The organism is Flavobacterium weaverense, assembly GCF_003688495.1.
In the GTDB taxonomy this organism is placed as follows: Bacteria; Bacteroidota; Bacteroidia; order Flavobacteriales; family Flavobacteriaceae; genus Flavobacterium; species Flavobacterium weaverense.
Map to the genome: position 1 here is coordinate 150,756 of NZ_REFH01000009.1, position 22,669 is coordinate 173,424.

Sequence of the window (22,669 nt, forward strand, 5' to 3'; positions counted from 1 at the left end):
ATGTGATTACAAAAATTAAGTTCAGTAATTAATATCTAAATTTTTACGAACTAATTTTCTTTCTAAAACTGCAGTAAAACACGTTGAGCTGAAAATCCTGGACCAAAGCTCAACATAAGTCCTCTTGTTCCTTTTTCTGGTTTATCATCCATAATACGCTCTAAAACATACAAAACTGTAGCGCTTGACATATTGCCGTAAAGTCTAAGCACTTCTTTAGTGTCATTTATATTTTTGCCCATGTCAGAAAATAATGCTTCAACCGTTTGAACAATTTTTTTACCACCTGGATGAAAAATTAAATGATCAATTTGCGAAATGTCTAATTGATTTTTTTCCAGAAAAGGATTAATTATTGCAGGAAAATGCGAAGAAATAGTTTCAGGGACCTCTATATCTAATACCATCTGCAAACCAGAATTAGTAAGTTTGAAACCCATCATGTCTATGTTGTCATAGAAATGATACATTTCTTCAGCTACTATTTCAGGACCTTCATCATCTTCATGTGAAGAAAGTAATACGCAAGCAGCTCCATCACCAAAAATAGCGGCGCTTACTATATTAGCCATAGAGTAATCATCTAATTGAAAAGTTGCTGTTGGACTTTCGACAGCAATTACAGCAGCACGTTTACCAGGATTTGCTTTCAAGAAGTTTTTAGCATAAATTATCCCTGAAACACCTGCAGCACAACCCATCTCAGTAACAGGAAGGCGTACAATATCTTGGCGCAATTTTAATTTATTAATTAGGTAGGCATCAAGCGAAGGAATCATAATTCCAGTGCAGCTCACCGTGATTATATAATCTAAATCTTCTGGCATCCATTTTGCCTTTGCTAGCGCTTTTACTAATACTTTTTCACCTAAATCAATTACTTCGCGTACATAAATATCATTTCTTTCTTCAAAAGAAGTTTTGGTAAATACTTCGATTGGATCCATTATGGAATATCGTTTATCTACTGCGGCTCCTTCAAATATTTTTTTTACTTTTCGAATGAAGCGCTCGTCTTGACCTTCTAACCACGCGTCAAGAAACGGAATGATCTCGTCAGTATTTCTAGAATATTTTGGTAACTGTTTTGTTACTGTTTTTATCTTTACACTCATAATTTTGAAATTATCCATTGGTATCTAAATGCCCATTTCCAATGAATTTTATAATGGGTAAAATTTAATTTTTTAGAAAAAGTTACTAATTCTTCTTTTTTAAATCCTCTTAAAATCGAAGTTAGTCCATCTTCTCTTGACATATCGTTCAAATTAAAAACAAAGCATAAAGCTTGAAATAACCGGTAAGCGACAGCGCTTCTTTGTAAATCGTTTATAACAATTCCTATAGTTGCATTTGAATAAAAAGTTTGTAATAAGTCAACTATTTCGTCATCTTTAAAATGATGTAAAGTCAATGTGCACAATACAATATCATATTTCATTTCGCGGAATTCTTCATCGAAAATGTCTTGACAACTATAACTAATATTCTTGTAGTTTTCTGATAATTTTATTGCGTGCGATATTGTAAATTTATTTGCATCTATTCCTAAAAGTTTAAATTTAATGTTTTTTTCCAAACCAAATTCAGCTAGAGTACGCAGCATATCACCGTTTCCACAACCTATATCTACAATTACAATTTCTCTATCTTTTGCATCTGCAGGAAGTAAATCTTTCACTCCTTCTAATGTAAGTTTGTTTCCTCCTAAAAGCTGATTGATTTTGGCGATTTTATCTAAAGCATCTCTCAAAATTTCACCCTCCATTGCAAAATCGTCCATTATCTCTGGCTCATCAGTTCTATATCTCGTATCTATCGCCATCTAAATTGGTTTTCCATGCGTTTTTTTTATGATCATTGGTAACAAAGAAGGAAATAAAATTAAAAACTTAAGTGCAAATTGTGCTGTCTTTTCATGTTGAAGTAATTTTCCTAATGTACGTCCTACTTTTAGTCTACTTTTAAAATTATTATTCCAATCTAGCCTATAATTATTTTCTAAGGTAGACCTATTTATTCTATTTTCAAGAAACTCAATTGAATTTTCTGCTGCTAATTTTGCGCTGTGAATGGCCATAGCCATACCGTTACCGCAAAGCGGATGAATTAATCCCGCTGTATCACCAATCATTAGAATATGATTTTCTACACTTTTTTTCTCTTCAAAAGACACTTGACTGATCGTTAACGGTTTTTCAAATTGTATACTTGCAGCTCTAAATATTTCTTTTAAAATCGGATTCTTACAAACGATGTTTTCCTGATAATCATCGATAGATTTATAGCTTTTAAAAGTCTCGTAATTAGCTAAATAACAAATATTTACTAAATCATTTTCGACTTTAGAAACACCGCAGTATCCACCTTTAAAATGATGCAGTCCTACAACATCATCTGGAAAATCTAATTTGTAATGTGCTTTAACGCCAAGCCAGTTGGACTGTTTTTGAATAAATTTTCGTTTTAATTTGATGTCTAAGTTTGATCTTTTGCCAAATGCACCAAGAACAATTGACGCACTATAATGAGCAGTATTTGTAGTAACTTTAAATAGATCATCTGAGAAATCAATATTTAAAACAGTCTCTTGAATCACTTGACAACCAATGCTTCTCGCATAATTATAAAGATATAAATCTAATGCATATCGACTAATCCCTATTCCACCTAATGGTAATACAGTGTTAATCGTTTTTCCTGAGACTAAAGAGAAGGATAGATTTTCAATATGTTTTGGAAGAAGTGACTCAATGTTTAAACCTAGAGATTCTAAATATGGTAAAACTTCTTTAGAGATATATTCTCCGCACACCTTATGTTTAGGAAAGTCATTTTTCTCAATCACTAAAACAGTATAATTTTTATTTCGAAGATGAATAGCTGCAGTAAGCCCAGCTAATCCACCTCCAACAATCACTATAGTTTTTTGTGCCATATCTCGTAAATTTAGCAATTTAGCAGACTAATCACGTAATAACAGTATTAAATTTTTAATGCTTTTTGTAATAAAAATTTAAAATGCTAGATTTGTTTAATAATGAAAATTAAAAATATAAAAAGTGCCTTACTAATTTTCCCCGTAATTTTTCTGGGAATCTACTTTTGCGCGGGAATTTTTTTTGATTCAAATTTAGTCGTTTATATCAAACCACTTATCATACCCTCATTCTTAGTTTACGCATTAGTTAATAATTATAATAAACTCACTCCTAACTATATTTTATTTGTCGTTCTATTTTATTTGAATGAATTGCTGATTTTATTTTGGGATGATTCGGTGCAGTTATTTAGAGCAGCTTTGCTAGCCTCTTTTTTCTGTTACCTATCATTAATCAGTTTAGGGTATAAATCAATAAAAAGTTTAAAATTATATACCCCTCCAAACGGATTTACACTATTTATTCTAGCTTTAAACGCTGTTTTTTTAATAGCTATAATGTATATTTTAATATCGGCAATAGGAGACCTTTATCTGAATGTTATATTAATTTTTAATTCACTTGTAACTATACTTTTAGCTATTACTGCTGTTTTATATTTAGGAAAATTTGCGAATAAAAAAGCATATTACTATTTTTTTGGGGCAATAGCCTTGATATTTAATGATGTTTTTGCTGCTATAGGTACTTACTTTGTTGAAAATGTGGTGCTAAACACTTTTGATAGACTACTACATTTCATTTCGTTTTATCTTATTTACCTTTTTGTGATAACAGACAAAAAAAAGGTTGGAAATCATATCACTGATTCCCAACCTCAATTTTAAATAATACTTTATTCTTTCTTAAATCTTACCTTCTTTTATTTCTTCTACAATTTCAGGATTTAATAAAGTTGAAATATCACCAAAATTAGAATAATCTCCTTCTGCAATTTTTCTAAGAATTCGTCTCATAATCTTACCAGAACGCGTTTTAGGTAATCCAGAAACAAACTGAATTTTATCTAATTTAGCAATTGGACCAATATGATCAGAAATAAGTTGGTTAATTTCCTTAGTTAAATTCTCTCTTACACGATATTCTCCAGTCTCTTTTAAGATTACAAAACCGTAAAGAGCGTTTCCTTTTATATCATGAGGAAAACCTACAATAGCGCTTTCTGCAACTGCTGGATGTTCGTTGATTGCATCCTCAATTGGTGCAGTTCCTAGATTATGTCCAGAAACAATTACAACATCATCTACGCGTCCAGTAATTCGGTAGTAGCCCACTTCATCTCTTAATGCGCCATCTCCTGTAAAATATTTACCTGGAAAAGCAGAGAAATAAGTGTCTTTATAACGCTGATGATCTCCCCAAATAGTTCTTGCGATTCCTGGCCACGGAAATTTAATACATAAACTTCCTGTAACTTGGTTTCCTTCTATTTCGTTGCGTTTATCATCCATCAAAACAGGTTGAACTCCAGGTAATGGTAGAGAAGCGTATGTTGGTTTTGTAGGTGTAACAAATGCTAGTGGTGAAATAAGAATTCCTCCAGTTTCAGTTTGCCACCAAGTATCTACTAAAGGACATCTTTTACCTCCAACATGGTCGTTGTACCAATGCCAAGCTTCTTCATTAATAGGCTCTCCTACAGAACCAATTACTTTTAATGACTTAAGTTCATATTTTTGAACGTACTCCAAATTCTCTTTCGCTAAAGCGCGAATAGCAGTTGGAGCAGTATAAAACTGTGTAATTTTATGTTTTTCGATTATTTCCCAAAAACGGCTAAAATCAGGATAAGAAGGAACACCTTCAAAGATTACTGTTGTCGCTCCATTCAATAATGGTCCATAAAGTATGTACGAATGCCCAGTAATCCAACCTATATCAGCAGTACACCAGAAAATGTCATTGTCCTCGTAGTTAAAAACATTTTTAAAGGTGTAAGCACTGTAAACCATATAACCTGCAGTGGTGTGAACCATTCCTTTTGGCTTTCCAGTTGAGCCAGAAGTGTAAAGAATAAATAATGGATCTTCAGCATCCATTATTTCTGCAACATTATTATCCGTTGCTGAGTCTAAAAGTGGTTGTAACCATTGGTCACGACCTTCTTTCATAGTAATTTCAGAGTTTATTCTTTTTACTACCAACACATTTTCGACGCAAGAACATTTTTCTAAGGCTTCATCAACTATTCCTTTTAGATCAATTGTTTTGCTACCTCTATAACCACCATCTGATGTGATAACCATTTTACACTCACTATCGTTGATACGGCTGGCTATAGCTGATGCTGAAAATCCAGCAAATACAACAGAGTGAACTGCTCCTATTCTAGCGCAAGCTAAAGTCGTAATGGCTAATTCAGGAATCATTGGTAAATAAATACAAACGCGATCTCCTTTTTTAATTCCTTGGTCACGTAATACATTTGCCATTTTACATACGCGCTCGTGTAATTCATTATACGTTATATGCAATGCCTCTTCCGAAGGATCATTAGGTTCAAAAATTATTGCAGTCTTATCTCCTTTTTTAGCTAAATGTCTATCTATACAGTTTTTAACGATGTTTACTTTTGCTCCGGTAAACCATTTGATATCGGCTTCTACCATATCAAATTCTACAACTTTATCCCATTGCTGGTACCAAGTGAAATTTTCTTGTGCAATTTTACCCCAGAATTTTCTAGGCTCACGAACTGATTTATTGTAGTGTTTAAAATACTGTTCTAAATTTTCTATTTTATAGTAGCTCATGTTTAATTTTTTTTATAAAAGTATTAAATCTCTCTGTATTCTTAAAACTATTTACATTATTAATAAGCACATAAAAAAACACATAATGAATAAAAATCATAGTTTTTATGCTAATTCATCTAAAATTTAGGTTTGTTCGAAAAAAATAGAAATAAAAAAAACGAGAAAGATTTACTCCTTCCCGTTTTTCTAATAACAAAATTGAAAACCTAGTATTTAGTAACAGTAAGTATCATCTAAATCATAATTAACCACTAATTTAATTTAAAACAAGAACACTTATTACCAAAAATTTTAAAATTGAAATTCTATAAAAGAAACTCAATTATTGCATTAATTATGTACTATTCTAAAAAATAAGGGATCAATTCACTTAACTCTATCCTCATATAAAGTCAAGTGAATGTAAAAGCAATCTACTTCATTTTTAACCCTTTAATAAATTTTAACTAATTCAAAATAATATTAAATTAAATGAGATAGTGCTAATCCCTAAAACAAATATTTAAAATTCCTTTCTAAGGAAATTATCCAATTTTCTTCATCGCAGTCATCGATTCTCTCAACCATTCACCAACTTCTTCAATTGGATGTTGACGGATGCTTTTATTCACTGCAATCAATACTGCATTCTCAACTCCATTTGATTTTGAAAATGGTTTACCAATAACATTAGTATCAACTGTTTTCATAAAGTCAGTTAATAATGGTTTACAAGCGTGGTCAAATAAATAACAACCATATTCTGCTGTATCAGAAATTATTCTATTCATTTCGTACAATTTCTTTCTCGCAACAGTATTTGCAATTAAAGGAAGCTCGTGCAAAGATTCATAATAAGCTGATTCTTCAATAATTCCGGATTGAGTCATCGTTTCAAAAGCTAGTTCTACTCCTGCTTTTACCATTGCAATCATTAAAACTCCATTGTCAAAATACTCTTGCTCTGAAATATCTGCCGTAGTTGGCGCTGTTTTTTCAAAATTAGTTTCTGCAGTTGCAGCTCTCCACGTTAATAGATTGATATCGTCGTTCGCCCAGTCAATCATCATGTTTTTTGAAAATTCACCTGAAATAATATCATCCATGTGTTTTTGAAACAATGGACGCATAATATCTTTTAATTCATCTGCTAATTCGTACGCTTCAATTTTTGCAGGATTAGACAAACGATCCATCATATTGGTTATTCCGCCATGTTTCAAAGCTTCGGTTACTGTCTCCCAACCAAATTGTATTAATTTAGAAGCATAAGCTGGTTCAATTCCTTTTTCGACCATTTTGTCAAAACATAAAATAGAACCTGTTTGTAACATGCCACAAAGAATGGTTTGTTCACCCATTAAATCTGATTTTACTTCAGCAACAAATGAAGAATTTAAAACTCCTGCTTTATGACCTCCAGTAGCAACTGCGTATGCTTTTGCTTGTTCGAATCCAACTCCGTTAGGATCGTTTTCTGGGTGAACTGCAATTAAAGTTGGCACTCCAAAACCTCTTTTATATTCTTCTCTTACTTCAGAACCTGGACATTTTGGCGCACACATAATTACCGTAATATCTTTGCGAACTTGCATTCCTTCTTCCACAATATTGAATCCATGTGAATATGCTAGAGTAGCACCGTTTTTCATTAATGGCATAATTGCATTAACAACAGCAGTATGCTGTTTATCTGGAGTTAGATTACAAACTAAATCTGCTGAAGGAATTAATTCCTCGTATGTTCCAACTTTGAATCCATTATCAGAAGCATTTTTAAAAGAAGCTCTTTTCTCTGAAATTGCATCTGCTCTTAAAGCGTAAGATATATCTAATCCAGAATCTCTCATGTTCAATCCTTGGTTCAAACCTTGAGCTCCACAACCAACTATGACTACTTTTTTTCCTGCTAAAGCTTTTGTTCCATCTACAAATTCTGATTGGTCCATAAATTCACAAACGCCTAATTGCTCTAATTGTAATCTAAGTGGTAATGAATTGAAATAATTTGCCATTGTATATTTTTTAATGATTTTTTAATTTTTATTTGAAGTGACTTTATTCGAAAAGAGAAAGTCTAATTTTTATTTTAATGCTTCTAACATCGTTGATATTTCCATTTTTTGTTTCGATACCGAAATTCTTCCAGAACGAACAAACTGCATAATCCCAAAAGGTTTCAACTTTTTGTATAATTCCTCTATTTCTGCTCGTTGACCTGAAATAGATATCACAAAAAAGTCTCTCGCAACAGTCACAATTTCTGAATGACTTTCCTTAATTATATTTTGAATTTCTCTTTCGTCAAAAAGTAAACTAGATTCTATTTTGAATAAAGCATTTTCCAAGAAAATAGTTTCTTCATCAATATGATAAAAAGCTTTTATAACCTCTATTTGCTTTTCTATTTGCCCAACTATATTTTGGACCCATTTTTCAGTAGTATCAACCACAATGATAAATCTTGAAACGTTTTCTATTTCAGATTCAGATACATTTAAACTTAAGATATTGATATGGCGCTTCAAGAATATTCCAGATATTCTATTCAATAAGCCCACATTGTTTTCTGAATAAACAGAAATGGTGAATGTTTTATTTTCCATAATATTAACTTAATCGGATATCAGAAACCGATGCTCCTGTTGGAATCATTGGGAATACGTTATTTTCTTTTTCTACCATTACCTCTAAGAAATAAGATTCTTTAGAAGCCATCATTTCTGCGACAGCGGCATCAAGATCTTCGCGTTTAGTGACTTTTTTAGCTTTGATGTAATACCCTTCAGCGATAGCAATAAAATTAGGATTTGTCATTTCTGTAGAAGCGTAACGCTTATCAAAAAACAGTTGTTGCCACTGACGAACCATTCCTAAAAACTCGTTATTCAGCACTACAATTTTTACAGGAACTTTAGTTTGGAAAATTGTACCCAGTTCTTGAATTGTCATTTGGAAACCACCATCTCCTATTATAGCGACCACTTCACGATCAGGCATTCCCATTTTAGCGCCGATTGCTGCTGGTAAAGCAAATCCCATTGTCCCTAAACCACCTGAAGTTACATTACTTTTTGTAGTATTAAATTTTGCGTAACGGCAAGCAAACATTTGATGTTGCCCTACATCTGAAACCATAATTGCATCACCTTTTGAGTGCTTATTAATCATTTCAATAGTTTCTCCCATCGAAATACCTTTACCATTTGTAGGAGCTAACTCCTCGTTGATAACTTGATCTAATTCAATTTGATATTTCTCCTTAAACTCATTGTGCCAAGATTCGTGCACATTATTTTCGATTAAGGGAAGTAATGCAGTTAATGATTCTTTTAAGTCAGCTAAAACTGCTACTGTAGTTTTTACATTTTTATCAATTTCAGCAGGATCAATTTCTAGGTGAATTACTTTAGCTTGTTTCGCGTAAGTAGCTAAATTTCCAGTAACGCGATCATCAAAACGCATTCCTAATGCAATCAATACATCGCATTCATTTGTTAAAACATTTGGGCCGTAATTTCCATGCATTCCAACCATTCCAACATTAAGTGGATGGTCAGTAGGCAAAGCTGAAAGACCTAAAATAGTCCACGCAGCAGGAATTCCTGATTTTTCAACTAATGCTTTTAATTCCGCTTCGGCTTCACTAAGAATGATACCTTGACCAAAAATTATAAAAGGTTTTTTTGCAGAATTTATTATTGCCGCCGCTTCTTGAACTTTTTCAAGATTCAATACTGGCTTCGGATTATAGCTTCTTATGCTTGTACATTTTTTATAGCTGAACTCGATTTCATCAAATTGAGCATTTTTAGTAATATCAATTAATACGGGACCTGGACGACCTGATTTTGCTATATAAAAAGCTTTCGCCATTATTTCTGGAATTTCAGATGCTTCCGTAATTTGATAATTCCATTTCGTAACAGGAGTTGAGATTCCTATGATATCCGTTTCTTGAAAAGCGTCAGAACCCAATAAATGTTTTCCTACTTGACCCGTAATACAAACCATTGGTGTGGAATCTATTTGAGCGTCAGCAATTCCAGTAACTAGATTAGTTGCTCCCGGTCCTGAAGTTGCAATTGCTACTCCTACTTTACCAGTTGCTCTTGCAAATCCTTGCGCAGCATGTGTTGCTCCTTGTTCATGACGTACTAAAACGTGGTGCAATTGACCTTGAAATTTATATAATTCATCGTAAACTGGCATAATCGCCCCACCGGGATAACCATAAACCAAATCTACCCCTTCTTCTAGCAAGCATCTTATTACAGCTTCAGCACCAGATATTTTATTATTTTTCATTTGATATTTGTATTTTCAAATCGTATTGAAATTTCTTTTTTTTCTTCTGCTTACTTATCTGTAACACATCCTGTTGAGGCACTTGAAACTGCTCTCGCGTATTTCAACAACACTCCTTTTGTTGCTTTTAATTCGGGTTGGACCCAAAGTGCTTTTCGAGCAGCAAATTCTTCATCAGAAATTTTAAGATTTATCGTGTTGTGTTTAGCATCAATAGTAATTACGTCTCCGTTCTTGACGAGTGCTATTCCACCACCATCAAAAGCTTCAGGAGTAATGTGCCCCACAACGAAACCATGTGTACCTCCAGAAAATCTACCGTCAGTAATTAAAGCAACTGAATTTCCGAGTCCAGCTCCCATAATCGCAGAAGTTGGTTTTAACATTTCTGGCATTCCTGGACCACCTTTTGGACCACAATTTCGAATGACAACTACATTACCTGGATGAACTAAACCACTTTGAATTCCAGGAATAACTTCAAATTCACTTTCGAAAACGATAGCCTCACCTTCAAAAAATTCTCCTTCATTACCACTAATCTTCGCTACAGAACCTTCCTCAGCTAAATTTCCGTACAAAATCTGAATGTTACCTGTCGGTTTTAAAGCTTTCTGAATTTCGTGAATCACATCTTGTCCATCACTTAAATCAGGAACAGATGCTAAATTTTCTGCAACTGTTTTTCCAGTAACCGTTAAACAGTCGCCATGAAGCAAACCTTCTTTTAGTAAATATTTCATTACCGCTGGAACGCCACCTACTTGATGTAAATCTTCCATCATGTATTTACCACTTGGCTTTAAATCAGCCAAAACTGGTGTTTTATTACTTATATCTTGGAAATCTTTTAACGTAATTTCGATATCTACAGAATGCGCCATTGCTATAATATGCATCACGGCATTTGTTGATCCACCTAAAACTGCTACCATCATAATCGCATTTTCAAAAGCCTTGCGAGTCATAATATCCATAGGTTTGATATCTTTTTCTAACAATAGTCGTATCGCTTGACCAGCATGAACGCACTCTTGTTTTTTCTCATCGCTTAAAGCAGGATTTGACGAACTATATGGCAAACTCATTCCTAATGCTTCAATTGCCGATGCCATTGTATTAGCGGTGTACATTCCACCGCAAGCTCCAGCACCTGGACAAGCATTTTGAACTACTCCTTTAAAATCTTCGTCAGTTATAGTATTATTGAATTTCTTTCCTAGAGCTTCAAAAGCAGAAACAATATTTAGAGATTCACCTTTCCATTTCCCAGAGTGAATTGTTCCTCCGTAAACCATTATAGCAGGACGATTTACTCTACCCATTGCGATTATTGCACCTGGCATATTTTTATCGCAACCTGGAATTGCAATCATACTATCGTACCATTGTGCACCCATTACAGTTTCAATAGAATCAGCAATTACATCTCTTGAAACTAATGAGAAACGCATTCCTTCTGTTCCATTTGAAATCCCGTCACTGACTCCAATAGTATTAAAAATTAAACCAACTAAATCTGCATTCCAAACTCCCTTTTTAACATCTTTTGCAAGATCATTTAAATGCATATTACAAGTATTCCCTTCATAACCCATGCTCACAATTCCCACTTGTGCTTTCTTCAAATCATCTTCAGTTAGACCTATTCCGTAGAGCATTGCTTGAGCAGCAGGTTGTGTCACGTCTTGAGTTATTGTCTTACTATACTTGTTTAATTCCATTGTGTTGTTATTTGTCTAATTTTTAATTTATTCCAAAAAAAAACCTCCCAATTTACGGGAGGTTTTAAATATATTTTAATTTATATCTATACCATTTCCCCTGCGCTTGTGTTTACCACAACGACATTAATAATTAGAGAAATAATAATTGAATTTTGCATCTTAATCTTTTATTTACTCTGCGAAAGTAGGACTACTTAAGTAATAAAAAAAACAAAATCTCAATTTTTAAGAAAATCTTAATTATTAATATACTTTTTTAACAATTTAATATTAAACAATCGTTGATTGTCCGATATATACATTATCGCTTTTAAAATACAAGTCGTCTTTACTCAAAATGTAATTTGAAATAAAATCTCCTACCTCATTTGTTCCAAATTTTGAATAAGGATTTAAGTCAGCCGTCACCACATTTAATTCGATTGCTTTATGAACAGCTTCGTAAACTTTTTCAGATTCAAGATGAAGACCAAAATGTTCTAATAGCATTGCTGCTGATAATACAGAAGCGATTGGATTTGCGATATTTTTTCTTTTAGCTTCTGTAAAAGAACCATGAATTGGTTCAAAAAGAACACTTGAATTTCCTAATGATGCAGATGGCAATAAACCAATAGCGCCAGTTATAACACTAGCTTCATCAGATAATATATCACCAAATAAATTTTCAGTTAGTATAACGTCAAATTGTTTAGGATTAATTATTATTTGCATCGCGGCATTGTCAACTAAAAGGAATTCTAGCGCTACATCAGGATAATTTTTTGCAACTTCAGTCGCTGTTCTTCTCCATAATCGAGAAGTTTCAAGAATGCTGGCTTTATCGACAAGAGTAACTTTGTTTTTTCTTTTTTGCGCAGCTTTGAAAGCCAAATGAGAGATTCTGATAATTTCTTCTTCCGTGTATTCACACAAGTCCGAAGCTACAGTTCCCTGATCATTTATCTTTTTCTCACAAAAATAAGAACCTCCAGAAATTTCTCTGAAAATTATAAAATCCGTGTCTTCAATAATTTTTCTTTTTAAAGGAGATAAATCAAGAAGGTCTTTATAAGGTTTAATCGGTCGAATATTTGCGTACAAACCTAGTGCTTGGCGCAATTTTAGTAAACCTTGAATAGGATTTAATTTATTATTTATATCATTGTCATGCTCTGCATCGCCTACAGTTCCAAAAAGTACTGCATCAGTATTTAAGCATAAATTTAGTGTTTGTTCTGGTAGCGGATTCCCCGTTTTTTCGACAGCAATTGCCCCAATAAAAGCATCCTCAAATACAAACTCATGGTCATAAACAATAGCAATAGCATTTAATGCTTTTTTTGCTTGTAAAATAACTTCTGGACCTATCCCGTCTCCTGAAAGAACTGCTATTTTTAAATTCATAAGATTGCTTATTTTTATATTCGAATGCTACTTTTTAAATCTTGAAAACTGTATTAATTTATAATCAACTCATCTTGTATTTTACAGACTTCAATAATTTGATGAATGTCGTTGTCTACAACTTCTTTCTTAATATCGGCAAATCTTAAAAATTCAATGTAGACAATATCTAATTGAACTTTCGAAAGTTCGTAGCCTACTTTTTTAGCTCTGTATGCTAAAGCTGCTCTACCACTTCTAGCCGTTAGCACGATAGAAGACTCATTTACACCTACATCAAGAGGATCCATTATTTCATAAGTTGATCTGTTTTTTATAACGCCATCTTGATGAATTCCAGAACTATGAGCAAACGCATTAGCGCCAACAATTGCTTTATTAGGTTGAACAATCATGCCCATACTTTCAGAAACTAAACGACTCATTTCGTTTAATTGTTTTGAATCAATATCAGTATATAAATTTAAATACGGATGTTGTTTGAATATCATTACCACTTCTTCAAGCGCAGTGTTTCCAGCTCTTTCTCCTATTCCATTTATAGTACATTCTATTTGTCTTGCTCCATTTACAGCACCAGCAATTGAGTTAGCAGTTGCCATTCCTAAATCATTATGACAATGACAAGAAAGAATTACATTCTCAATACCCTTAACATTTTCTCTTAGATATTTAATCTTAGCGCCATATTCTTCAGGTAGACAATATCCAGTTGTATCTGGAATATTTAAAACTGTTGCACCAGATTTAATAGCTTCCTCACAAACTCTAGCTAGAAAATCGTTATCAGTTCGTCCTGCATCTTCAGCATAAAATTCTACATCTTCAACATATGATTTTGCATGTGCGACAGCATATTTTGCTCTCGCAATAACATCCTCTCTAGTGGTATTTAGTTTGTGAACTATATGTGATTCTGAAGTTCCAATTCCAGTATGGATTCTTGGTTTTTTTGCATATTTAAGTGCTTGAGCAGCAACATCTATATCATTTTTTACAGCTCTGGTTAAACCACAAACTGTTGCATTCTTTACAATTTTACTAATCTCTGTAACAGATAGAAAATCGCCTGGGCTAGAAACTGGAAAACCAGCTTCAATAATGTCAACACCCATCTCGTCTAAACGATTTGCTATCACTAGTTTTTGATTGGTATCTAACTTACATCCTGGGACCTGTTCTCCATCTCTCAAAGTGGTATCAAAAATTTGGACTTTCTCTCTATTCATTTTCATTTATTTAATGTAATTTCACATCTTAATAACAAAGTTATATCTGAAGGCTTTGATTATAAAACTCATTTTAACCTAATATACTATTTATAAAGCATACATAACACACTTAATGTATTGATTTTAAATATATTACACTTCTTTAATTTACAATGGCTAACCATCAAAAAGATTTTTTATTTGTTTTAATAAAATCCCTTTCTAAGTCTGAGAAAAGGCAATTCAAGATTTTTGCGAGTAGATTAGAAACAAGTTCTAACACTAAATTTATCGAGCTTTTTAATATTCTCGATAAATCGGAAGGCTACGATGAAAAGCTGATTTTAAAAAGTGGAGTTATAAAAAAAGTACAATTATCGAATCTCAAGTCGTACTTATACAAACAAATTCTAGTAAGCATAAGACTGAATATTCCTAGTCAAAACATGAGGTATCAACTTCGTGAACAAATAGATTTTGCAACAATCCTATATAACAAAGGTTTGTACAAACAAAGTCTGAAAATTCTAGATAAAACTAAAATTCTTGCATTGGAAAATGATGAGAAATTGATGGCTTATGAAATCGTAGAATTCGAAAAGTTAATCGAATCACAGTATATCACGCGAAGTATCCAAGGCCGTGCAGATGAATTAGTAGTACAAGCTAAAGAATTGAATTACCAAAATACGATTTCAAGTAAACTGTCTAATCTATCGCTGCAGCTTTACGGGATAATGTTAAAAACGGGTTACGTAAAAACAGACGAGGAATATAAATATATTGATAGTTACTTTAACAAACATATCTCAAAGTTAGACGAAAATAAATTTGGTTTCAGAGAGAAATATTGGTTTTACAACGCTAATCTTTGGCGCAGTTTCTTAGTACAAGATTTTTTAAGTAGTTATAAATATGCTTATAAATGGGTCACTCTATTTTATGATCATCCAAGTATGATTTCGCTAAACCCAGTTTTCTTTCTCAAAGGAAATCACTATTTATTGGAGTCCTTATTTATGCTTAAATATAAATCTAAATTTAAAGAGTATTTGCTAAAATTAGAAGAAACTATAAACGATGTCAAATTTCCAGTAAATGACAACATTGCATCTTTATCATTCTTATACCTATATAATAATAAATTAAATTATCATATTCTAGAAGGAACGTTTTCAGAGAGTGAATACCTGATTCCAGAAATTCTACATAAGTTAAATTTACATAGTGAGCATTTAGATGAGCATCACGAAATGTTATTCTTTTACAAGATTGCTAGTATTTACTTTGGAAATGAAAAGTATATCGATTGTATTTTTTATTTAGAAAAGATAATTAGCAATAAGAATTTATCGATGCGTGAGGATTTAATGTGCTTTGCAAGACTTTTGAGTTTAATTGCGCACTACGAGCTAGGCAATGACTATTATTTAGAAAATCAGTTGAAAAATACCTACAAATTTCTTCTAAAAATGAATGACTTACACGAAGTTCAAAAGGAAATAATGCGTTTTATGAAAAATCTAAATTCTATTTATCCAAGCGATATAAAAAAGGAGTTTATAAAAATGAGATTGCGTTTTATAGAGCTGGAAAAAAACACGTATGAGAAAAGAGCCTTCTTATATCTAGACATTATCTCATGGCTGGAAAGCAAAATTGAGAATAAAAAAATAAGTACTATTATAAAAGAGAAAGCAAAATTAAGTAATAGATAAAGAAAAAAGAGGAACATTGTTCCCCTTTTTTTGTCATTATAATTCTTTCCTACCTCTGATAATATCATCAAACGCAGCACACTTAACATGTTCCTGTTCTCCATCAATTGTCATAGGAAGAAAAACGAATTCCACTTCAGATAAATCTTCTTTTAAATAAAACTGCATGTCTTCTAATTTATAAAACCATTCTGTATCAAATTGAACTTTATTAATAGTTGCATCTTTAATCAGCAACTTTTCTTTGAGAGGTTTCATAATTTTTAAATTAAGTTTCAAAATTAAAGTATCGTTAAACATTTGCCAAATTATTATACTATTTTTATCATCAAATCAAAAAAATTTGTTTTGGTTTTTCAAAAAAATAAAAATTGAATAGGAACTTTTTTAACGATCAATAAGTATACTAATAACCTTAAAAATTAAAATTATGAACGGATTTTTTAAAACAATTATTGCAGGATACGGTGCCAAAAAATTAGGTGGCGGATGCTTCGGAACAATTATATTCTTTATAATTATTTACTGGATATTAGGTTATTTTTAGAATGTAAATTCTAAACTTCCCGATTTACAATATTAATTAATACTCTAAAAGCTCTTTAAGATCATTTTCGAATCTGCCTTTTGGCAAATACTGATCTTCAAGGGCTTTTGTAAATGGTATTGGGCTGTCTAAACTTGCCACGCGCTTTACTGGAGCATCTAAGTACTTAAAGCAATTTTCCATAATCATCGCTGATATATCGCTAGCCAATCCTCCAAACATGCTGTCCTCTTGATATATGATTACTCTTCCAGTCTTTTTAACTGATGCAAAAATAGCGTCGCTATCTAAAGGTTGTAACGTTCTTAGATCTAATAAATCAGCAGATATCTGCGGATTTTTTGTCAAAGTATCTAATGCCCAATGTACGGCTGCACCAAAAGAAATAATAGTCACGTCATTCCCTTTCTTTAACAAAGCTGCTTTTCCTAGTGGAATAGTGTAATAGTCCTTTGGAACTTCTTGGTAAACGCTTCGATATAGTTGTTTGTGTTCAAAAAACATCACAGGATTCGGATCGTTAATTGAAGTATTCAATAATCCTTTGGCATCATAAGGAAAAGCTGGATAAACTACTTTTAAACCTGGCGTTTTAGTAAACCATGCTTCGTTTGTTTGCGAATGAAAAGGTCCGGCTTGAGTTCCTCCACCGCACGGCATTCTAACTACAACATCTGCGTTTTCTAACCATCGGTAATGCGATTTAGCTAATAAATTTACTATTGGATTAAAACCTGTTGATACAAAATCAGCAAATTGCATTTCTACAATTGCTTTGTAACCGTTAATAGATAATCCCATTCCTGCAGAGACTATTGCACTTTCACAAATAGGTGTATTTCGAACCCTATCTTTTCCAAATTGGGCCATAAAACCATCTGTGATTTTGAAGGCACCACCATAATCAGCGATGTCTTGTCCCATTATAACAGAGTTAGGATGGCGTTCCATCGATTCTCTTAAACTATTAGAAATAGCATCTATAAAACGTATATTTTCTTTTTCTTCTGAATGTATAAAATCCTCATGCTGATACGGTTTGTAAACATCATTCAATTCATCACTATAAGTAGCTTCAATCTCTGGTTCTGCATTGGCAATAGCTAAACCTTCATCAATTTCTTTCTTAATTTCATTTCTTAAAGCCAAATCAAACTCTTCAGAAAGTACACCATTATCTTTTAAAAACTTTCTATAATTATCTACTGGATCTTTAATAGCCCACATGTCCATTAATTCTTGTGGAACATATTTCGTACCACTGGCTTCTTCATGTCCGCGCATTCTAAAAGTTTTAAACTCTAGTAAAACAGGACGTGGTCTTTCAATCATCGAAGCCTTTAGCTCTGACAAAAGATTAAAAACTTCTAATATATTATTACCGTCGATAATATGACTTTCCATTCCGTAACCAATTCCTTTATCAGCAAGATTTTCACAACGGTATTGTTCATTTGTGGGAGTAGATAATCCATAACCATTATTTTCAATAACAAACATAACTGGCAATTCCCAAACCGAAGCAATGTTTAATGCTTCATGAAAATCACCTTCACTTGTCGCTCCTTCACCTGTAAAAACAGCAGTTATTTTGCCGTTTTTCTTTAGTTTATTAGCTAATGCAATTCCGTCAGCAACTCCTAATTGAGGTCCTAAATGCGAAATCATTCCAATGATTTTATATTGCTGCGTACCAAAGTGAAAACTACGATCCCGACCTTTTGTAAAACCATTCGCTTTTCCTTGCCATTGCGAAAAAAGACGGTATAAAGGAATATTTCGACCAGTAAATACACCTAAATTTCGATGCATTGGAAGAATGTACTCATCAGTATCTAAAACAGCTGTAATTCCAACAGATATCGCTTCCTGACCTATTCCTGAAAACCATTTGGAAACCTTTCCTTGTCGTATTAGAATTAACATTTTTTCCTCTATCAGCCTAGGCTTCAGTATTCTTTTGTATAAATCTAATAATTGGTTATCAGTAAGATTTTTTCTGTCAAAGATCATTTTTTCGATATTTTGGTGTAGTTCAAAGATAAAAAAATATAACAGTTTCACTATAAATTGTTATATTTTTTTATTTTAATAATTGTTTTAAAAATTTGGAATTAAAATTATTCTTTATCTTTGTGTTTACAAGATTTATCTCTTGTAATTTATTAAATAAAATAGATATGCAAAACATTCCTAGTGTTGACTTGCGTGATTTCCTTTCGGATGACCCGAAACGTAAACAAAAATTTGTAAATGAAATCGGAAGTGCTTTTGAAGTCATTGGCTTTGTAGCACTCAAAGGGCATTTTTTAAACGACCAACTGGTCGATGAATTGTATGGTGAAATTAGAAATTTTTTCGCTTTACCATTAGAAACAAAACACAGTTATGAAATTCCAGGAATTGGCGGACAAAGAGGTTATGTTTCTTTCGGAACAGAACATGCTAAAGGCCGCAAAGAAGGAGATTTAAAAGAATTTTGGCATTTTGGACAATACGTCTCAAAAGATTCAAAATACGCAGCTGAATATCCAGAAAATGTAGAAGTGAAGGAATTGCCTCGTTTCAATATAGTTGGTAAAGACGCTTACCAAATGCTAGAAAAAACAGGTGTTTATGTACTGAGAGCTTTGGCTTTGCATTTAGGATTAGATGAATTCTATTTTGACAAATTTGCTAAAGATGGAAATTCGATACTAAGACCTATTCACTATCCGCCTATTACATCTGAACCTGCAAATGCAATTCGTGCAGCCGCGCATGGAGATATTAATTTGATTACCCTATTAATGGGTGCACAAGGAAAAGGTTTACAAGTACAAACGCATGAAGGCGAATGGATTGACGCAATTGCTGAACCAGATGAATTGGTTATAAATGTTGGTGATATGTTATCGCGTCACACTAATAACAAATTAAAATCTACAATTCACCAAGTGGTAAATCCACCTAGAGAATTATGGGGAACTTCACGTTATTCTATCCCGTTTTTTATGCATCCTGTTAGCGATATGAAATTAGATTGTTTGGAAAACTGCATCGATGCAGAAAACCCAAAGAAATTTGAAGATATAATTGCAGGCGATTATTTATATGAACGTTTAGTAGATTTAGGGTTAATTAAAAAGTAAAACCTTAAATCGCCGGGAAGAGCAATAATTATACATAAATTCCAAAATCCAAGAAAATGAGACTAATTTAAACGTCGCAAAATATTGGAATTTGGAATTTGTTTTTTGAATTTTTTATTAAATTATTTATGGACTTACAAGACCAATTAAAAAATCTTTTTCCAGATCACGAACCAGGTCCTGAGGAAATAATTGAAGCAGAACCACATGAATTATATGTTCAAAAAGAACCTATGATTTGCAAATTCGAAAAGAGAAAAGGAAAAGCCACAACGATCATTGAAGGTTATGAAGGAATCGATGAAGATTTCAAAATTCTAGCTAAAGAAATTAAAACGAAACTTAGTGTTGGCGGTACTTTTAAAGACGACTCCATCATCATACAAGGAGATTATCGTGATAAAATCATGACCATTTTAAAAGATAAAGGTTTTAAAGTAAAACGTGTTGGAGGCTGAAACAAGTGCTCCCTGGGCAGTTACTAGTACTCTCTTAAAAAATAAATTTAAATAGCTTAGTGAACTTTGCAAAATCCTTTGTGAACTTTGCGGTTAAACCAAATTAGAAATGATAAAATCATCAGAATTAATTTTAAATCCAGACGGTAGTGTTTACCATTTGAATTTAAAACCAGAAAATATCGCGCACGACATCATCTTTGTAGGTGATCAAAATCGTGTCGAAAAAATAACTCAGTTTTTTGATAGCATTGAATTTTCGACTCAAAAAAGAGAATTTAAAACTCAAACCGGACTTTTTAAGGGTAAAAGAATTACAGTAATGTCTACTGGAATTGGCCCTGACAATATAGACATCGTGATCAATGAATTAGACGCGTTAGTAAATATCGATTTAGAAACTAAAATGTCTAAAGAGAAATTAACCTCTCTCAATATTATCAGAGTTGGAACTTCGGGTTCTTTGCAGGCTGATATTCCAGTCGATTCGTTTGTGATGTCAAAATTTGGTCTAGGATTAGATAACATGCTCCGCTCCTACTTGATAGATGAAGTTTCTAATATCGAAATTGAAGATGCTTTTGTAAAACACACCAATTGGGACCCTAAAAAAGGAAAACCTTATGTTATCGCTTGTTCAGAGAAACTGGAAAAAATGATTGAAAGCGACAAAATGCACAAGGGAATTACGGCAACTGCTGGTGGTTTCTATGGTCCTCAAGGACGCGTTTTACGTTTGAATATCCAAGACGAAAATTTAAATTCTAAAATGGATAACTTCCAATTTGAAGGTAACAGAATCACCAATCTCGAAATGGAAACCGGCGCTATTTACGGACTTTCAGCACTTCTAGGACATAATGCACTTTCTTTAAATGCGATAATTGCTAATCGTGCTTCGGGAACATTTAGTGAAGATCCATACAAAGCAGTCGACGAATTGATTGCTTATACTTTAGACAAATTGGCGAAAGCATAATTTTTTTTTGGGGAGCTATTTCCTGCTCTTCACTGTATCTTTTGTACTCCTCGGCCGGAGTACAAAAGGATGCCGTTTCGATCAGGGCTAAAAAATCACTAAATACATCCTAATAATTTTAAAAAACATGAATCTAGTACTTGAGACGGACCGACTATTGCTTCGGGAAATGAAATTGTCAGATGCAGAAGCACTATTCGAGATGGATTGTAATCCAAACGTTCATAAATATTTATGGAATAAACCGATGAATTCTATTGATCAAGTCAACGAGTATATTAATATGATCAGAGCTCAATACGTCCAGAACAAAATTGGAAGATTTGTAGTGATCGAAAAAGAAAGTAATAAATTAATAGGCTGGGCTGGATTAAAATACGATACTGAAAAAATAAACAATAGAATAAATTTTTATGATATCGGTTACCGACTCAATGAAAGCGCTTGGGGAAAAGGATATGCTTCTGAAGTTGCGTTTGCTTGGCTTGATTACGGTTTTAATACCATGAAATTAGATTCGATTATGGCAGCAGCGCATGCTGAAAATGCAGCTTCGAATGCAATTTTAAAAAAGATCGGCATGAAAATCACCGAAAACTATCTCGAAAACGGAGTATTATGGAACTGGTTTGAATTAAAAAATGAAGCAAAACTATGAAAACAATAAAAATAGCTGGAGTACCAGAACATTTTAATCTTCCTTGGAATTTAGCAATAGATAATGGAGATTTCGAAAAAGAAAATATTGATTTGCAGTGGACTGATGTTCCTGAAGGAACAGGAAAAATGTGCCAAATGCTTCGCGATGGATCTACTGATATCGCTGTTATCCTAACAGAAGGAATCGTAAAAGATATAGTTGCAGGAAATAAAAGCAAGATTGTGCAGATTTATGTTGAAAGCCCTTTAATTTGGGGAATTCACGTAGCTGCTAAATCTGATTATAAAACGCTAGCCGACTTAGAAAATAAAAAAGTGGCTATTTCTCGTTTAGGTTCTGGGTCGCAATTGATGGCTTACGTAAATGCGGATAACCAAAATTGGAAAACAGAAAACTTGCAATTTGAAATTGTTAATACAATAGATGGCGCAGTCGACGCGCTGACAAGTGGGAACGCAGATTATTTTATGTGGGAACGTTTTATGACTAAACCGCTAGTGGATAATGGTACTTTCCGACGAATTGATGATTGTCCTACGCCATGGCCATGCTTTGTAATTGCAGTTCGTGATGAAGTTATAGAAAATGACCCAACAATTATCTCAAAAATTCTTTCTGTTATAAATCAGACAACTGAAGACTTCAAAGATATCCCAAGTATTGATAAATCATTGGCATCAAATTACAACCAGAAAACAGAAGATATTAAAGAATGGCTTTCGTTGACGCATTGGTCGCAAAAATCATTAGCACCACAAATGTTAAACAAAGTTCAAAATCAGCTTCTTCAACTTAAAATTATAGATAAAAAAGGTACTTTTGAGGATATTGTAAAAACAGTCTAGATTACTGTTTTTATTAATGCT

The 22,669-nt window shown here is 32.9% G+C and carries 19 protein-coding genes; 7 read left to right on the forward strand and 12 right to left on the reverse strand.

Features of this window, described 5'->3' with window-relative positions:
* Window positions 1-62 precede the first annotated feature (62 nt).
* Genes BC961_RS07415 through BC961_RS07425 form a run of 3 tightly spaced genes read right to left on the reverse strand, consistent with a single transcriptional unit; the run spans window position 63 to window position 2,938 of the window.
* Window positions 63-1,115 carry a type III polyketide synthase gene (locus BC961_RS07415; protein WP_121925674.1) on the reverse strand — a complete coding sequence of 351 codons (1,053 nt, stop codon included), beginning with the start codon at window positions 1,113-1,115 and terminating at the stop codon, window positions 63-65.
* On the reverse strand, window positions 1,112-1,825 hold the full coding sequence (locus BC961_RS07420; protein ID WP_121925235.1) for a methyltransferase domain-containing protein: 714 nt from the start codon (window positions 1,823-1,825) through the stop codon (window positions 1,112-1,114). Before BC961_RS07420 ends, BC961_RS07415 begins: the two co-directional genes overlap by 4 nt.
* The gene (locus tag BC961_RS07425; RefSeq protein WP_121925236.1) at window positions 1,826-2,938 is read right to left on the reverse strand and encodes an NAD(P)/FAD-dependent oxidoreductase; all 1,113 of its coding nucleotides are present in this window, start codon (window positions 2,936-2,938) and stop codon (window positions 1,826-1,828) included.
* Window positions 2,939-3,040: 102 nt separating this feature from the next.
* Between BC961_RS07425 and BC961_RS07430 the strand changes: the two genes are divergently transcribed.
* Window positions 3,041-3,769, forward strand: coding sequence for a hypothetical protein (locus BC961_RS07430; protein WP_121925237.1), 729 nt, complete (start codon window positions 3,041-3,043; stop codon window positions 3,767-3,769).
* An 18-nt stretch (window positions 3,770-3,787) separates the two neighbouring features.
* On the opposite strand, the gene acs is transcribed toward BC961_RS07430, so the two are convergent.
* The 7 genes from acs to BC961_RS07465 form a co-directional block, all read right to left on the reverse strand.
* Window positions 3,788-5,695, reverse strand: coding sequence for an acetate--CoA ligase (gene acs, locus BC961_RS07435; protein ID WP_121925238.1), 1,908 nt, complete (start codon window positions 5,693-5,695; stop codon window positions 3,788-3,790).
* Between the two features lie 527 nt (window positions 5,696-6,222).
* Window positions 6,223-7,692, reverse strand: coding sequence for a ketol-acid reductoisomerase (gene ilvC / locus BC961_RS07440; RefSeq protein WP_121925239.1), 1,470 nt, complete (start codon window positions 7,690-7,692; stop codon window positions 6,223-6,225).
* 69 nt (window positions 7,693-7,761) lie between these two features.
* Window positions 7,762-8,283 carry an acetolactate synthase small subunit gene (gene ilvN, locus BC961_RS07445; RefSeq protein ID WP_121925240.1) on the reverse strand — a complete coding sequence of 174 codons (522 nt, stop codon included), beginning with the start codon at window positions 8,281-8,283 and terminating at the stop codon, window positions 7,762-7,764.
* 4 nt (window positions 8,284-8,287) lie between these two features.
* On the reverse strand, window positions 8,288-9,985 hold the full coding sequence (ilvB, locus tag BC961_RS07450; RefSeq protein ID WP_121925241.1) for a biosynthetic-type acetolactate synthase large subunit: 1,698 nt from the start codon (window positions 9,983-9,985) through the stop codon (window positions 8,288-8,290).
* A 50-nt stretch (window positions 9,986-10,035) separates the two neighbouring features.
* Window positions 10,036-11,709 (reverse strand): dihydroxy-acid dehydratase, encoded by a 1,674-nt coding sequence (gene ilvD, locus BC961_RS07455; RefSeq protein WP_121925242.1) that lies wholly within the window; start codon window positions 11,707-11,709, stop codon window positions 10,036-10,038.
* A 273-nt stretch (window positions 11,710-11,982) separates the two neighbouring features.
* Complete coding sequence (gene leuB, locus BC961_RS07460; protein ID WP_121925243.1) at window positions 11,983-13,098, reverse strand: 3-isopropylmalate dehydrogenase; 1,116 nt, start codon at window positions 13,096-13,098, stop codon at window positions 11,983-11,985.
* Window positions 13,099-13,151: 53 nt separating this feature from the next.
* On the reverse strand, window positions 13,152-14,327 hold the full coding sequence (locus tag BC961_RS07465; protein WP_121925675.1) for a 2-isopropylmalate synthase: 1,176 nt from the start codon (window positions 14,325-14,327) through the stop codon (window positions 13,152-13,154).
* Window positions 14,328-14,482: 155 nt separating this feature from the next.
* Here BC961_RS07465 and BC961_RS07470 point away from each other — a divergent pair, with 155 nt between their 5' ends.
* Entirely contained in the window at window positions 14,483-16,027 is a 1,545-nt protein-coding gene (locus tag BC961_RS07470) for a hypothetical protein (RefSeq protein ID WP_121925244.1), read from the forward strand.
* Window positions 16,028-16,063: 36 nt separating this feature from the next.
* Here the strand turns inward: BC961_RS07470 and BC961_RS07475 are convergent, their stop codons facing one another.
* Together BC961_RS07475 and BC961_RS07480 are read right to left on the reverse strand one after the other, a co-directional pair.
* Complete coding sequence (locus BC961_RS07475; protein ID WP_147440536.1) at window positions 16,064-16,285, reverse strand: hypothetical protein; 222 nt, start codon at window positions 16,283-16,285, stop codon at window positions 16,064-16,066.
* A gap of 325 nt (window positions 16,286-16,610) precedes the next feature.
* Window positions 16,611-18,587: an alpha-ketoacid dehydrogenase subunit alpha/beta gene (locus tag BC961_RS07480; protein ID WP_121925246.1), complete on the reverse strand. Its 1,977-nt coding sequence runs from the start codon at window positions 18,585-18,587 to the stop codon at window positions 16,611-16,613.
* 167 nt (window positions 18,588-18,754) lie between these two features.
* On the opposite strand from BC961_RS07480, the gene BC961_RS07485 reads away from it, so the two are divergent.
* The 5 genes from BC961_RS07485 (at window position 18,755) to BC961_RS07505 (ending at window position 22,648) form a co-directional block, all read left to right on the forward strand.
* The gene (locus BC961_RS07485) at window positions 18,755-19,705 is read left to right on the forward strand and encodes an isopenicillin N synthase family dioxygenase (protein ID WP_121925247.1); all 951 of its coding nucleotides are present in this window, start codon (window positions 18,755-18,757) and stop codon (window positions 19,703-19,705) included.
* Between the two features lie 128 nt (window positions 19,706-19,833).
* A complete protein-coding gene (locus tag BC961_RS07490) occupies window positions 19,834-20,163 on the forward strand; it encodes a translation initiation factor (protein WP_121925248.1) in 330 nt (109 codons plus the stop codon).
* A gap of 109 nt (window positions 20,164-20,272) precedes the next feature.
* Window positions 20,273-21,142, forward strand: coding sequence for a nucleoside phosphorylase (locus BC961_RS07495; protein ID WP_121925249.1), 870 nt, complete (start codon window positions 20,273-20,275; stop codon window positions 21,140-21,142).
* A gap of 127 nt (window positions 21,143-21,269) precedes the next feature.
* Window positions 21,270-21,800: a GNAT family N-acetyltransferase gene (locus BC961_RS07500; RefSeq protein WP_121925250.1), complete on the forward strand. Its 531-nt coding sequence runs from the start codon at window positions 21,270-21,272 to the stop codon at window positions 21,798-21,800.
* Window positions 21,797-22,648, forward strand: a complete 852-nt coding sequence (locus BC961_RS07505; protein WP_121925251.1) for a substrate-binding domain-containing protein — start codon at window positions 21,797-21,799, stop codon at window positions 22,646-22,648. Before BC961_RS07500 ends, BC961_RS07505 begins: the two co-directional genes overlap by 4 nt.
* Window positions 22,649-22,669 lie beyond the last annotated feature (21 nt).